Raw genomic sequence first — 15207 nt, forward strand, 5'->3', positions numbered from 1 at the left:
TCCTCCTTAACGTAACTTACGTATAGAATAGAAAAAACTATTAAAATAAAAAGTGGGGTAAAGTTTAAATTTTTATTAAATTGTTACATTCTCGTCTTTTGGCAATCGTACTTCAAATAGCGTTCTAACTACATTGCTCTCAGCAGAAATCGTACCGTTATGTTGCTCGACAATATTTTTCGCAATAAATAGTCCAAGGCCTGTCCCGCCACGGTTCTCTGTTCTCGCTTTATCACCTGTATAAAACATATCAAAAAGATAAGGTAAATCTTCTTCTGGAATGCTATCTCCGTAATTCATAATTTGTACGACAACTTCTCCATTATCAACATACCCATTCATATCAACAAATTGTCCATCATAGCCGTAACGAACGGCATTTGTTAACAAGTTTTCAAATACTCTAGCTAACAATTTTCCATCACCGTGCATCGGTAAATGAGGAGCCACATTCAATCTAGCTTCTAAATGATGTTTTTCTAATAACGGATACAATTCCTCCTCTAACTGTATAAGCAACTCACTTATATCAATCGGCTTTTTATCCAGCTTTAGCATGCCATAATTCATACGTGTAATTTCAAATAGCTCATCAATTAAACTTTCCAGTCTTTGCGATTTCGTATATGCAATTGTGGAGAAATGTTTAATTTGTGCTTTTGTTAAATTTTCATCTTTAAGAATTAAATCTAAATATCCTAACACGGATGTTAATGGTGTTCTTAAATCATGAGCTAAATTCACAACGAGCTGACTTTTACTACTTTCAGCAAAGTCTCCTCTTTCAACAGCTTCTTTTAACTTTTCACTTGCAACATTTATTTCACGCGCGATATTTCCAAACTCATCATTTGATGAAACTTGAACTTTATTCGTAAAGTTACCGTTCGCAAGATGATGAATCCCATTAGAAATTTCATCAAAGTATTTTAAATACGGTTTTGTCAAAAAGAAGAAAAAGATAATAGATAACGGAATAAAGAAAATTAAAAAGAAATTAATGTCTCCAAATTCCCTTACCATTGACCTAAATTGTGCTAAAGGCTCTTCGTAGCGAACCATCGTTTTATAATACAGCTGCAATCCTTTATAAATTATATAAGTTACAGTTGCTGCAAGTACCATACTTAACGCAAATAAGGCAATCATTTTAAATCGAAAACTTTTCATCATATTAGCCATTAAAAGTATAACCTACTCCCCACACTGTTTTTATTAATTTATCCTTTCTTTTATCTTCTCCAAGTTTCTTCCGCAACGTACGAATATGTACCATTACTGTATTTCCACCTTCATAATAATCGTCTGCCCATACGTGCTGAAAAATATTTTCCACATTGTACACTTTCTTCGGATGACTCGCTAATAAATATAAAATATCAAACTCTTTCGGCGTTAATTCAATTTGCTCACCATATACATCAACCGTCCTACGCTCGGGATTAATTACGACTCCGCCTAGTTCTAAAGCAGATTTACTCTCCGCTACTTTCGGTTGATTTAACGTAAAAAACCTACGCAGTTGTGCATTTACACGTGCAACTAATTCAATCGGTGTGAAAGGCTTCGTCATATAATCATCCGCGCCTAGTACAAGACCTGTCACCTTATCAAAGTCCGAAGTTTTCGCGCTTAAAAAAATAATCGGCATATGATGTTTCGTGCGAATTTGACGCGTCACCTCATACCCATCCATTTTCGGCATCATAATATCTAAAATTACCAAGTCGATTGGCTGCGTTTCAATAATATGAATTGCCTCTTCTCCATCAGCTGCTTTCACGACGTGGTACCCTTCTTTTTCTAAATGTATCTCAATTAAATCAGCAATTTCTGCCTCATCATCCGCTATCAAAATTGAAATGCGCTTCATTTTACTCCCCCTTTTTCATTCCATTTTTATACGCTCGATTGTAAACTAGTCTATCCAATTTGTACAATACAAAAAGGCTACTCGTTAGAGTAACCTTGGTAAATAAAATTATATCAGCGATTTTCTAATTATATCGAACACAACTTGAATTATATCAGCGATTTTCCAATTATATCGACCGTAACTCAAATTATATCAGCAATTATTGAAATATATCGACTTACCGACAATGAACGACAAAATCCTCTCGCTATTTGCGGGCATCCTAATGAAACTTCCATTTACCGCTCAAACACAATCCGCTGCTTCGTAATTTCTTCCAATCTTCCGCGATCTACTTCATACTCAGCATCAACGCTTTGCGGCACCATCACTTTCCCGCCCTCAAGCATCACTTCCGGCCAAATAATATCCTGCTCCCAATGTCTACTAGAAGCAGATATATCTCCTGGAATCGTAAAGTTAGGCAATGACGCAAGAGCAACATTTTGCGCTCGTGAAATCCCCATCTCTACCATACCACCGCACCAAACGGGTACGTTATGTTCCATACAATAATTATGGATTTGGATTGATTCTGTTAATCCGCCCACTCGCCCTGGTTTAATGTTCACAATTTGGCAGCTGCCAAGCGTAATCGCAACGCGTGCATCTTCTAAACTATGAATACTTTCATCTAAACAAATCGGCGTTTCAATTTTCTTTTGCAATTCCGCGTGATCAAGAAAATCGTAATCCGCTAACGGTTGTTCAATCATCATTAATTGGAATTCATCTAGTCGTTTCAGCCTCTCCGTATCCCCTAATGTATATGCTGAATTTGCATCAGCCATTAACGGGATATGCGGAAACTCTTTACGAATTTCTTTCAATAACTCATAATCATGCCCCGGTTTTATTTTTACTTTAAAACGCTCGTATCCTTCTTCCGCGTACTTTTCGATTTGTTTTAACATAACTGGAATCGTATTAAGGCCAATTACAACGCCGACTTCAATTTCAGACTTCGTTCCGCCAAGCAATGTCGCTAACGACTTCTTTTGACGCTTCGCATATAAATCCCAAACAGCCCCCTCTATTCCGGCTTTTGCCATTCGGTTTCTTTTTATATGTTGAAATAGACCCGGTACCTCATTCGGATGAGAAATTTCAGCCTTTAATAAATCAGGTATTAAAAAGTCTTGCAGTATATGCAGCGCTGTCTTCACCGTTTCTTCCGTATACCACGGTTCAGAGAATGCAACGACTTCCCCAAATCCAATGTACCCGTCCGTATCCTCTAATTCAATAACGATACTCTCACGCTTTTCGTAAGTCCCGTAGCTTGCAGCAAACGGGATTACGAGTGGCATTTCCGTTATATACAGTGTCGCTTTTTTTATTTCCACCTACATCTCCTCCACTAATTGTCTTAACTCTCGTCTTAACAATTTTTTCGAAGCGTTACGTGGTAATTCCTCTAAGAAACATGCTTTCTTCGGCACTTTATATTTCGCTAATTTCTCCTCGCAAAAATGAAGAATTTCTTCTTCTGTTACCGCCCCGCTTTTCACAACAAAAGCAGCTGGTACTTGTCCCCATTTATCGTCAGCCATGCCGACAACACCAGCTTCCGCTACTGCCGGATGAGAAAGCAACACTTCTTCAATTTGAGCTGGATATATGTTCTCTCCGCCAGAAATAATTAAATCACTGCGGCGATCTAATACGTATAAAAACCCTTCTTCGTCTAAATAACCGAGGTCGCCAGTATGAAGCCATCCGTTTTGAATAGTCTCTCGCGTCGCATCTTCACGATTAAAGTAACCGCCTGTTACGTTCGGCCCTTTTACTACAATCTCACCTTCCGCAAATGGTGGCACTACTACGCCATCTTTTTCAATACGAAGTTGGCACTGAAATAGTGGTTTTCCAGCTGATCCTACTTTCGTTAACATGTAATCTGCTGATAACGTGCAAATTTGCGAAGACGTTTCTGTCATACCGTACGTTTGATACACAGGGATTCCTTTTTCTACACATGTTTCTAATAACGGTTTCGGCGCTGGTCCTCCGCCAAGTAACATGCATCGTAAAGAAGCTGGGTATGTCCCTTCTCCAAGTCTCTCTAATAAATCTGTTAACATTTTGGATACAACAGAAATAATCGTAACACCTCTCGTTTGAAGTGCTTTATGAATAAAATCAGCATCATATTTCGGAACAAGTAAAATGCGCATGCCGTACATAATGTTTTTCATTAAAAGAGATAGCCCGCCAACATGGAACATCGGCATACAAGCTAACCAGCAATCATCATCACGAAGCCCTAAGTTAAGCGAAGAGCCGACCGCACTTGCCCAATGATTACCGTACGTTAAAATAACGCCTTTCGGTTTTCCTGTCGTCCCTGACGTATAAATGATTGTCATCGTTTCTTCTAAAGAAAACTCTTCTTGTATAGAGGCTTCCTCTTTTGGTCCATTCATCACTTCGGCGAATGAATAAACAGGAACATCTTTAGCATCAAAATCTTGATCCGTTACTAAACAAACAACTTCAGCATCATCCATTTGCCAAAGTAGCTCTTCTCTTGAAAGACGCGTATTTAAAAGCACAGCTACTGCCCCTAGGTACGATAGGGCGTGAATAACTGTAATCATCTCCATACCATTTTTCATCAGAACAGCCACCTTTTGCCCTCGCTCCACTCCAACATGCGTGAGGTGTTCACAAACAGATACTACTTTTTCATGCAGCTCCATAAAAGTAACTTTCTCTTCCTCTATTTCAATTGCAGTGCGATCTGGTGTTAAAAATGCACGTTGCATTAACCAATTTGGCATCGTCTCCATCATTCATTCTCCTTTCATGAAAGAAAGAGACTTGATATGATATCAAGTCTCTTAGTTGTTTTGTTTCCGGTTTGACCTTTTCGTTGCGTCTCACTTTATTGGCGAGCCGCTTTCGCTTTTGGTTTGATCACGGGAAACGAGGGAATTGACCGAAGTCCGGACTGCGTTTTTCTTTGAATGCGTCGCGACCTTCTTTTGCTTCGTCAGTTGTGTAGTACAATAACGTTGCATCTCCAGCTAGTTGTTGAATACCAGCTAGACCGTCTGTGTCTGCGTTGAATGCAGCTTTTAGGAAACGAAGTGCCATTGGGCTGTTTGCTAAAATTTCTTGTGCCCATTGTACTGTTTCTGCTTCAAGCTCTTCTAATGGTACTACAGTGTTTACTAAGCCCATATCAAGCGCTTCTTGAGCGTTGTATTGACGGCATAGGTACCAAATTTCGCGAGCTTTCTTGTGGCCTACCATACGAGCTAAGTAACCAGCTCCGTATCCACCGTCAAAGCTTCCTACTTTAGGACCTGTTTGTCCGAATACAGCGTTGTCTGCAGCGATTGTTAAGTCACATACGATATGAAGTACGTGTCCACCACCGATTGCATAACCTGCTACCATTGCGATAACTGGTTTAGGAATTGCGCGAATTAGACGTTGTAAGTCTAATACGTTTAAACGAGGGATTTGGTCGTCACCTACATATCCACCATGACCGCGAACTTTTTGGTCGCCGCCAGAACAGAATGCACGTCCCCCTTCACCTGTTAAAATGATAACGCCAACATTTGCATCATCACGAGCTTGTGCAAAAGCGTCGATTAACTCCATTACCGTTTTTGGACGGAATGCGTTATGTACTTCAGGACGGTTAATCGAAATTTTTGCGATACCATTGTATGTTGAATAAATAATATCTTCGTAATTGCCTTCTTTTACCCATTCAATAGCCATTACAACTACCTCCTTGTATATTTCTGATTCCACCTATAAGCGCGGCTTCCTTCTTACTGAAAAAAGTATCACTGCATAGTTTTTAGAAATCCCTTTACTATTGTATCAAACTTTTCCGGTTGTTCCACATGAATTGCATGGCCAGCACCATGAATTTTGACAAATTTCGCGTCAGAGACGCATTTTTCGATGTTTTTTAATATGCGGAAGAACTTTTCATCATATTCTCCGTTCATTAAAAGAACAGGTATTTTTAAGTTTTTCAGCTCATCCCACCAGGAAGGCTGAGCCCCAGTTCCCATGCCGCGCAAGCTATTTGCGAGCCCTTTTGGGTTGTTAGCAAGTCGTTCTTTTCGCACCGCTTCTTGTACGTTTTTTGCTAAACGTTTTTGCGTTGCAAAAAGCGGAATATCTTCCCACATCGATACAAAACTTTCTATGCCTTCTCGCTCAATTTTATCGGCAAGTCGATCATCTTTTTCACGACGTTCTTTTCTATCCGCTTCGTCTTCGAGCCCAGCTGTACAATTTTCTAATAAAAGAGAGTGTACATAATCTGGATATAGACATGCCATCGTAATCGCCAGTCTTCCTCCCATTGAGTAGCCAAGTATATGTACTTTTTCAATATGAAGGTAATCTAGTAGTTCTTTCATTTGCAATGCCACATTTCGGATATCATAATGCGCAACATCTTCAGGACTCTCCGTCTTTCCGTGCCCAACAAGATCAACTACAATAACTTGAAACTGCTCACTCCATGAAGAGATAAAAGAACGCCACGTTTCCATGCTTCCCGTAAAACCATGAAGAAGTAGAAGTGGTTCCCCGCTTCCGACTACTTCATATTCATACGATACACCTTGCAGCGTTACTTTCATTTTGATTCACCTTGTAAAGATGTAGTAATTACGTCCTGTGTTTTTGCCCATAACGTACGGTGCAATGTTAAGTTTTCATCACGGTTCGTACAAATTTCCACAACGTGTAAACCTTCTGTCGTCGTTCCTTTTCGAACTTCTTCTCGGAATTGCTCCCAACCATTTACACGGCTAAATGAACCGCCGTACATTTTGACAACATGCTCATAATCAAGTCCAATTGGTGTTCCAAATAATGATTCAAAATGTTCCTTTTTCTCATACTGTGGTAAGAATGAGAAAATACCCCCACCATCATTATTTACAACGACAATTGTTATGTTTAATTCATGTAATTTCGCTGCTAACAGCCCGTTTAAATCGTGATAAAATGATAAATCACCAATTACTAATACAAGTGGATCGCAAATAACGCTTGCTCCTAGAGCTGTCGAAATGATTCCATCAATACCATTTACACCACGGTTTGCCATCACATGGATGTTTTTATCCGATGTGAAGAAGAATGAGTCTGTATCACGAATTGGCATACTATTGCTCGCAAATAACGTTGCGTCTTCTGGTAATACGCGCACAATATCTGTAATAACCTTTCCTTCAAATGCAGTTTCATATGTTTCCATTTCACGAAGCGTTTCCTTCGTTTTTTCGTTTATATGTTGCCACATTAGGGACCAATCATTCTTTTTCATAACTGGCATTTTTTCTATTAATGCCTTGCAGAATTCAATGTCACTTGCTTGCACAACTTCTGTCGCAACAAGAGCTGGATCTCTCCATTGTCCTGATTCATCGACAACGATATGAACTGCTTTTGTTTGTTTTTTTATGAACTGCGTTAATGATTTAGAAACAGGCATACCACCAAAGCGAATTAAAACGTCCGGTTTCCATGTTTCTTTTAACTTTTCATTTCGTAAAAATGTATCATAACAGTCAATTACCATCGTTTTATCGTGGTGTCCGCTACGAATATTAGAAAGTGGGTCTGCTAATATAGGATAGCCAGTTTTTTCAGCTAGTTGCGTTGCAAACATTGCGATTTCTGCATGACTATCATCTCCACAAATAATAAGCCCCTTTTCCATATGTGAAAGGCGCCCTACAAGAGAATCTACATATTCACTCGGCATCACCGCGTTTCCTTGCTGAACTACTCCTGTATATTCACTACGTCCTTTATCCCATAAGCTTTCTAGTGAGAAATCAGGGATAAGTGGCTCGCGAACTGGAAAATTAAGATGAACAGGACCCTGCGGTGCTAAACAAGCATTTGCTACTATACGCTGCGTCGTCATACGAGCGTAATGATACATCGCTTCACTTGCTTCTGGCAGTGCCATCTCTGTAAATTGTTTCACAAAAGTACCGTATAAATTAAATTGATTCATTGCTTGTGGTGCACCCACATCTCTTAATTCATGCGGTCTATCCGCTGTTAAGACGATAAGTGGGACCCTTGAATGAAAAGCTTCACATACAGCTGGATAATAGTTCGCTGCTGCTGTTCCTGACGTACATAATAATGCTACTGGGCGTTTTTTTGCTTTCGCAATACCGAGCGCGAAAAATCCTGCTGATCTTTCATCCACATGTAAATATGTGTTCATTCCTTCGTGTTGTTCCATTAGTAAAGCAATCGGCGTTGACCGTGAGCCTGGACTAATGACAACATCACATACATCTAGACGCGTCAGTTCATCCACGAACGCGCCTAAATAATATGATAATGCTTCTATATGATTGTTCATTTCATTAATTCCTCCAAAGCACCAAGCATCGGTCTAAACTTCAAACTTGTTTCTTCATATTCAAGCTGCGGGATTGAATCAATTACAATACCACAACCGGCAAATAAGGATGCTTTCTCGCCGTTTAATAATCCGCAGCGCAGCGCAACCGCAAATTCACCATTTCCTTCATCATCTATCCAGCCAATCGGTGCACCATACAACCCTCTGTCTAACAATTCAACATCACGGATCAGTTTCATCGCTTCCAAACGAGGTGTCCCGCCAAGAGCTGGTGTTGGATGTAATTCTTCTACCATTGTTAAAAGACTCGCATCGCCTTTTGCTTCTACAGGCGTATATAAGTGAATTAAGTTTTTCGTTGTTAATAAACCTGGGCTTTCCGGAATATTAACGTATTCGCAATGTTCATTTAGTACCGAGCGGATCATGTTAACAACATACCCATGTTCAGCTAAATTCTTTTCATCATGAAGAAGCGCATTACTATTTCGCTTACTTTCTTCTATAGAATGACCATGACCGATTGAACCCGCAAGACACATCGATGTAAATTTCTCATCTTCTTTGCGAATTAATCTCTCAGGCGTCGCTCCTAAGAAGCATGCTCCTTTATAATCAAAAGAAAATACGTAACAATCCGGTTGACCAATGCGAAGTGCTTCTAAAACAAGAGCAGAATCAATCGAATGATTCATCTCTACTTTTAGTTCCCTCGCCAATACAACCTTCTGCACGTTACCCTGCTTCATCTCATCTTGTACTTTTTCAATTGCTTTCATCCAGCCTTTCGGATTCACTTCTACTTTAGAAATAACAGTCAATTTCGATCCGTTTAGCGCACATTTACTCTCTCTCAAAATTTTCTCTTCTAAAGAAATCATTTCGTTATAAAGATTTTCTGCACAATCTGTTGCTGAAACAAATGTATTCATCGTTAACCATGCTTTTTCATTTTTTACAGTTAATAAAAATGCTGGTAGTGAAAATGTCGTATCTTTAAACTCTTTCCATAGGTCCGTTTTCTCTTTTTCTGGATCAAAGGAAAAACCACCAAATAAAAGCGGACCCGTTCCAAATTCATATTCATCTCTTTGGACAAATGCATTCTCTTTTACTTTCTCCCACTCGTCGCGAGCGGTTTGAAAGCGCTTATGAGAAGAATTTGCTATAGTGAAAACAGAGCCAATTCCTGCAAATATTACATGCTGAGCCGGGTCTGCAAAATAACATCTATTTTCGAATGAAATCCTTTTTCCTGCTGCATAGAACAAAAGCGGATCCACCCAGTCTATTTGTTTTACAAAACTAACCAATGTTTTTTCGTTAGTTGCACGCTTGATAGCTGCAATAAGAACTTCTTGCAAGCCTTTTTGTTTCGTTTGAATCACAATTGTCTCCCCCCTATGGGCGAAAAATAGTCATAATTACGCTTGATTTTAAGATACACCTCAAACGAAAGGCCTGTCAACGTTTAGCATTTCTGAGAAATTCACCTTCTCTTCCTAGAAAATAAACGTTGACACTAAATGATGCTTTTTCTACACTTAGTTGTGTACAATATGTGACCAAAGGAGGATTCAACATGGAAATGAACGTCAAAACGAATTCCTCTCCTACGGCGCCAAAGCCAAGTAAGCAAACAGGCTGGCGCATCTGGTGGAGTTTACTACGTCCCCATACATTAACAGCCGCTTTCGTACCTGTTTTCATCGGAACAGCATATTCGATGCAGGTCGGAGGTATAAATCAAATACATCTTCCTCTTTTCCTTATGATGCTTCTTGCTTGTCTTCTCATTCAAGCAGCAACAAACATGTTTAATGAATACTTTGATTATAAAAGAGGACTCGATCACGAAGGTTCAGTTGGTATCGGCGGCGCTATCGTTCGCGATGGCATTCAGCCAAAAACAGTGCTTAACTTAGCATTTGGATTTTTCGGCATCGCAATACTACTAGGTGTTTATATTTGTATGAATTCTAGCTGGTGGCTTGCTGCAATCGGTCTTGTTTGTATGGCCGTTGCTTACCTTTATACAGGTGGCCCACTTCCAATTGCATATACACCATTTGGAGAGTTGACAGCCGGATTATTTATGGGTGTCATTATTATTGGGATTTCATTCTTTATTCAAACTGGAACTGTAACATCAGAAGTCATTTTACTATCTATCCCAAGCTCCATTTTAATTGGCGCCATTTTACTAGCTAATAATATTCGTGACTTGGATGGCGATAAAGAAAACGGTCGTAAAACGTTAGCAATTCTCGTTGGGCGCGAGCGAGCGGTTGGTGTACTTGCTTCGATGTTCATCGTTTCCTACATTTGGACAATTGCTTTAATTATCGTGGGCATCGTATCACCATGGATGCTTATCGTATTTTTAAGTGCACCGAAAGCATTTAAAGCGACGAAAGGCTTTATCGGCAAAAGCATTCCAATAGAAATGGTACCTGCGATGATTGCAACAGCAAAAACAAATACAATCTTCGGTTTCCTAATGGGAATCGGATTATTACTTGGATACTTTCTATAAAAGGAGCTGCTTATGCGGCTCCTTTTTCATATCTGAAATTCATCTCATAATTCCTACTCTCAACGCCCATACTATGTAAAGAAACTGAATTGTAGGAAGGTGGACGACTATGTTAACTCCACAACAAGTAGGTCAATTTAAATCCATTTTAGAAAAACAAAAACAAGAACTAGAGCAAACGATACAAACTCATGAAAATACAGATCGTGCTTCTGAACGTGATTCCGTTGGAGAATTATCTAGCTATGATAACCATCCAGCTGATATGGCTACAGAGCTATATGAACGGGAAAAAGACTTCGGACTTATTGAACTTTGGCATAAACAGCTTGAAGACACGAAACATGCCTTGCAAAAAATAGAAGTGGGTACGTACGGCATTTGCGAAGTGTCTGGCGAAGAAATTCCATTTGAAAGATTGGAAGCAATGCCAACCGCTACAACATGCATCCAGCACGCGACAAATAAGTTAAATATGAATACACGACCAGTTGAAGAAGAAGTGTTGTCTCCTTCTTTCCACAAGCATGATGAGGACCATTCTGTTGAGTACGATGCGGAAGATGCGTGGCAAGATGTCGCAAATTACGGAACATCTGAAACGCCGTCTGATTTAGAAAGACAAGATTCAAAAAACTATAATGGCATGTATGTAAATAGTGAAGAAAACGTAGGCTACGTGGAGGATTTTGAAAACTTTATCGGTACGGATATGTACGGGAAAAACCCACAAGTTTTCGCTACAGAAGAGCATGAAGAATATGAACAAATGCTTGATGATTTTGAAGAACGTACCTTCAAAGGTGAATTATCTTCAAATGAATCTAGTTCCAAAGAATAAAAAAAGCATTCCGAAAATCGGAATGCTTTTTATCGCTAGCTAATTAGTTTTTTGTAACGTTAGCAGCTTGTGGTCCACGGTTACCTTCAACGATTTCGAAAGAAACTTCTTGACCTTCTTCTAAAGTTTTGAATCCGTCACCTTGGATAGCTGAGAAGTGAACGAATACATCGTCTCCACCTTCAACTTCGATGAAACCGAAACCTTTTTCGCTGTTGAACCATTTAACTTTACCTGTTTGCATGTCATGTACCTCCTAAATAAAAATGAAACTATGAATCCACATGAAAAGGTGGATATAAAGGACATGAATGTATAACAAGCTTACAGCCTTTAATTCAACGTGCTTTATTTCCGTACCACATTATGTAGCTCAATAGTGATTTCACTATATCACGCTATATCCAAAACGTCAAATGAGAACACTTTCATTCCACCATTTTTTTATAATTTTAATATAATGTTGAATTTCCATATTCATATATTATCCCGCCATTTGTGGACAGCTTGATTGGCGGGAGCTGATAATCAGTTTTGGCTGGTTCCACTTTATTTGAAAATTAACAAAACTAAAGTATTCTAATCCTATTAAATTCTGTACAATATAAGTATCTATTACATACGAGGTGAAAAAAATGAGAGCACACGAAATCGAGTATAAGTTATATGGCGATGATATGCAGTTTGTTGAAATTGAGTTAGATCCAGAAGAGAGCGTGATCGCAGAAGCTGGCGCAATGATGATGATGGAAGATTACATAGAAATGGAAACAATCTTCGGTGATGGTTCTGGCCCATCTGGAGGTTTATTCGGAAAATTAATGGGCGCTGGTAAACGTCTCGTTACAGGCGAAAGTATGTTTATGACTGTATTTACAAATACAGGTCACGGCAAGCGCCACGTCTCATTTGCTGCTCCTTATCCTGGTAAAATTATTCCTGTAGATTTAACAGAGTATCAAGGAAAAGTAGTTTGTCAAAAAGATGCCTTTCTTTGTGCCGCAAAAGGTGTTTCTATCGGAATTGAATTTACGAAAAAAATAGGAACTGGTTTCTTCGGTGGTGAAGGTTTCATCATGCAGAAACTTGAAGGTGATGGCCTTGCTTTCATGCACGCAGGTGGAACTGTATATAAACGTGAATTAAAACCTGGTGAGAAACTTCGTATTGATACAGGTTGTCTCGTTGCTATGACAAAAGACATTAACTATGATGTCGAGTTCGTTGGTAAAGTAAAAACAGCTCTATTTGGCGGCGAGGGTTTATTCTTCGCAACATTAGAAGGTCCTGGAACAGTTTGGATTCAGTCCTTAACACTTAGCCGCTTAGCAGCACGCCTTACAAGCCCAGCAGCGCAAAGTACTGGCGAAGGTAGTGTATTAGGTGGACTTGGTCGTTTATTAGATGGGAAAGAGTAAACTGTGCCCTTATATAGGCATGGCCATCAACTAATAAAATAATAAAATTAAAACACCCTTGCTTGCAGTAATGTAGTGAAAGGGTGTTTTAATTTACGTCTACAAACGAGAAAAAGCAGTTAAAATAAAGTAATAAGGTTTACTTCAGGAAAATAAGGTATATTATATTTGTTGAATAGATTCTCTTTAGAGACAAGAAAAGTAGGTGAACAAAGTGGGAAAATATCAATTGGATTCCAAAAGTCAGGTAGCTGTGGCAAAGTTCCATGAAAAACAGAAACCTGCCAAATTTGATAAAAAGCAGCAACTTGAAAAATTGCGTACGGAATATTTGAAAAAGAAGCAAAAACAAACAGATAAATAATACGTTTTGTTTTTCAAATTTTTCTGTATATAGTGTAAACAAACACAAGAAAATAGGTAAGTTATTCATCGTTCAAATATATACAGGCTATTTTTTCAAACCTCTTACTTATGCAACTAACGCATGCGTCAGTTCATTAAGAATAACTAAAAAAGTCGATTCCTTGAGATGAAAAAGAGTAAACAGTGCCCTTATCAGGCACTGTTTTATTTTGACCTTATAATTTCCTCCACCGATTTAGATAAGCGATACAAGCTATTCCCCACCTCCAAAAGAATGAATCAAGTTCCTCACCGCATATATTAAACTATACCTTTTCTTAAGGAGGGCTACCTTAATGCGTACTCCTTTATCCTTTGATAAAGACACTGCCATACTGTTAGCTTCTTGTTGTGAGTTAACGTATGAACAATATAAACAAAATGGCATTTTCGAGATACCAGATGGTTTTCAATATGTACAAGGGTTTCAAGGAAAGGCCATTCAAACAACAGAATGGTTCGGATTTATATTAGAATCTGAGGATACAATTATTGTTGCCTTCAGAGGCACTCAAACAGACCCCGATTGGATTATTGATTCTCTCGTCAATCAAAAACCTTATCCTTATGCTTTAAATGGCGGAAATGTCCATAACGGTTTTCTCTCTATTTATGAGTCTTGTCGTGATTCTATTATGGATATGCTCGTATCATTGCCAGCACATAAAAAACTGCTAGCTACTGGGCATAGTCTAGGTGGCGCGCTTGCCACATTACACATATTAGATGCACGTATAAATACTGCCTTCGCACAGTATGGACTTTATACATTCGCTTCTCCAAAAGTAGGAGATATCGCTTTTCGAAATTATTATAAACTACAAGTAGCTAGTAGCTTTCGTTTCGTCAACTTGTTCGATGTCGTCCCACTTCTCCCTCCCCGAAACATAAATTTTAATGATCATGATTGGGAGTATGCACACGTCCATCACAACATGACATTTACAAAAAACACAAAATCCATTACAAATAATCATTCCATTACAACATACAAAACATGTCTGACTTCTCATTTTTAACCAGTAAACAATTGGAAATAAAATATTCGTATACTATAATAATGTATGAAGTTATTTTTGGATGAGGGGACCTTACATGTTAAAATTTATCTTCGCACTTTTTCTTATTGTAATTTTTACGGTTACAGGTTTCTTTACATTTTCATACTTTGCGACAGGAGAGTATGATGGGGCAGGTATCATATATACCACTGTTCCATTTCTTTCTTAAGCAAAATAAATAAAACGAGCTTAATTTTATTAAGCCCGTTTTATTTATTAATATCCATTTCGGTTGGTAAATCGATAATATATCTCCCAATATAGCAACCTCTTTAAAACTGTTTAACTGCATTGAGGGTGTTGCAAAACTAAAATAAACATGCAATGTTATGAATCAGAAAAACTAGCTGAACATGCAATAGATAGCGATTTTGACCATACCAACGTGGCTGTTCCAACCCTTTATCTTTGAGTTTACTAAACTGTTGTTCAATTTTCCTACGTTCTTTCATCAATTGTTTACCAAAGATAGTTTGTATAAAATGAGATAATACACGACGATGTGTACTCTTATTTTGTTCACCATTCCTAGGATTGATTGGATTCATGGCAAAGATGTTACATGTTCGTGCAATTTCATAAATACGTTGACTATCGTAAGCAGCATCTGCAACGGAAAATAACACATTTTGATCTTTTATATCCTGAAGCAATACAG

At 38.6% G+C, this 15207-nt stretch carries 16 protein-coding genes; 6 read left to right on the top strand and 10 right to left on the bottom strand.

Translation table 11 applies throughout. The features are described from left to right. Window positions 1–75 precede the first annotated feature (75 nt). From V6946_RS25910 to V6946_RS25945, 8 genes are all read right to left on the bottom strand, one after another. Window positions 76–1182 (bottom strand): cell wall metabolism sensor histidine kinase WalK, encoded by a 1107-nt coding sequence (locus V6946_RS25910; protein WP_006915665.1) that lies wholly within the window; start codon window positions 1180–1182, stop codon window positions 76–78. After that, entirely contained in the window at window positions 1175–1873 is a 699-nt protein-coding gene (locus V6946_RS25915; RefSeq protein ID WP_000822489.1) for a response regulator transcription factor, read from the bottom strand. Before V6946_RS25915 ends, V6946_RS25910 begins: the two co-directional genes overlap by 8 nt. 281 nt (window positions 1874–2154) lie before the next feature. Further along, window positions 2155–3261 carry an o-succinylbenzoate synthase gene (gene menC, locus V6946_RS25920; protein WP_366981749.1) on the bottom strand — a complete coding sequence of 369 codons (1107 nt, stop codon included), beginning with the start codon at window positions 3259–3261 and terminating at the stop codon, window positions 2155–2157. Further along, window positions 3262–4707, bottom strand: coding sequence for an o-succinylbenzoate--CoA ligase (locus V6946_RS25925; RefSeq protein WP_033691677.1), 1446 nt, complete (start codon window positions 4705–4707; stop codon window positions 3262–3264). Between the two features lie 127 nt (window positions 4708–4834). Continuing rightward, a complete protein-coding gene (gene menB, locus V6946_RS25930) occupies window positions 4835–5653 on the bottom strand; it encodes a 1,4-dihydroxy-2-naphthoyl-CoA synthase (protein WP_000963881.1) in 819 nt (272 codons plus the stop codon). 68 nt (window positions 5654–5721) lie between these two features. Beyond that, the gene (gene menH, locus V6946_RS25935) at window positions 5722–6534 is read right to left on the bottom strand and encodes a 2-succinyl-6-hydroxy-2,4-cyclohexadiene-1-carboxylate synthase (protein ID WP_016123511.1); all 813 of its coding nucleotides are present in this window, start codon (window positions 6532–6534) and stop codon (window positions 5722–5724) included. Further along, window positions 6531–8285, bottom strand: coding sequence for a 2-succinyl-5-enolpyruvyl-6-hydroxy-3-cyclohexene-1-carboxylic-acid synthase (menD, locus tag V6946_RS25940; protein ID WP_001059195.1), 1755 nt, complete (start codon window positions 8283–8285; stop codon window positions 6531–6533). The genes menH and menD overlap by 4 nt, the downstream gene beginning before the upstream one ends. Continuing rightward, complete coding sequence (locus tag V6946_RS25945) at window positions 8282–9676, bottom strand: isochorismate synthase MenF (protein ID WP_006915660.1); 1395 nt, start codon at window positions 9674–9676, stop codon at window positions 8282–8284. The genes menD and V6946_RS25945 overlap by 4 nt, the downstream gene beginning before the upstream one ends. 194 nt (window positions 9677–9870) lie before the next feature. Here V6946_RS25945 and V6946_RS25950 point away from each other — a divergent pair, with 194 nt between their 5' ends. Next, window positions 9871–10824, top strand: coding sequence for a 1,4-dihydroxy-2-naphthoate polyprenyltransferase (locus tag V6946_RS25950; RefSeq protein WP_000425769.1), 954 nt, complete (start codon window positions 9871–9873; stop codon window positions 10822–10824). Between the two features lie 109 nt (window positions 10825–10933). Further along, complete coding sequence (locus V6946_RS25955; RefSeq protein ID WP_366981750.1) at window positions 10934–11665, top strand: yteA family sporulation protein; 732 nt, start codon at window positions 10934–10936, stop codon at window positions 11663–11665. Window positions 11666–11708: 43 nt separating this feature from the next. Here the strand turns inward: V6946_RS25955 and cspD are convergent, their stop codons facing one another. After that, entirely contained in the window at window positions 11709–11909 is a 201-nt protein-coding gene (gene cspD, locus V6946_RS25960) for a cold-shock protein CspD (protein WP_001193054.1), read from the bottom strand. Between the two features lie 391 nt (window positions 11910–12300). Here cspD and V6946_RS25965 point away from each other — a divergent pair, with 391 nt between their 5' ends. From V6946_RS25965 to V6946_RS25980, 4 genes are all read left to right on the top strand, one after another. Continuing rightward, entirely contained in the window at window positions 12301–13083 is a 783-nt protein-coding gene (locus V6946_RS25965) for a TIGR00266 family protein (RefSeq protein WP_001201257.1), read from the top strand. Between the two features lie 214 nt (window positions 13084–13297). Further along, window positions 13298–13447 (top strand): hypothetical protein, encoded by a 150-nt coding sequence (locus tag V6946_RS25970; protein ID WP_000521639.1) that lies wholly within the window; start codon window positions 13298–13300, stop codon window positions 13445–13447. A 337-nt stretch (window positions 13448–13784) separates the two neighbouring features. Then, window positions 13785–14507 carry a lipase family protein gene (locus tag V6946_RS25975; protein WP_001260111.1) on the top strand — a complete coding sequence of 241 codons (723 nt, stop codon included), beginning with the start codon at window positions 13785–13787 and terminating at the stop codon, window positions 14505–14507. 76 nt (window positions 14508–14583) lie between these two features. After that, window positions 14584–14718 (top strand): hypothetical protein, encoded by a 135-nt coding sequence (locus tag V6946_RS25980; RefSeq protein WP_000911075.1) that lies wholly within the window; start codon window positions 14584–14586, stop codon window positions 14716–14718. 139 nt (window positions 14719–14857) lie between these two features. Here V6946_RS25980 and V6946_RS25985 read toward each other — a convergent pair. Continuing rightward, a partial coding sequence (locus V6946_RS25985) for a transposase (protein ID WP_406622056.1) occupies window positions 14858–15207 on the bottom strand: 350 nt, incomplete at its 5' end.

The sequence above is a fragment of the Bacillus sp. PPSBB_2 genome, assembly GCF_045291115.1.
GTDB lineage: Bacteria > Bacillota > Bacilli > Bacillales > Bacillaceae_G > Bacillus_A > Bacillus_A cereus.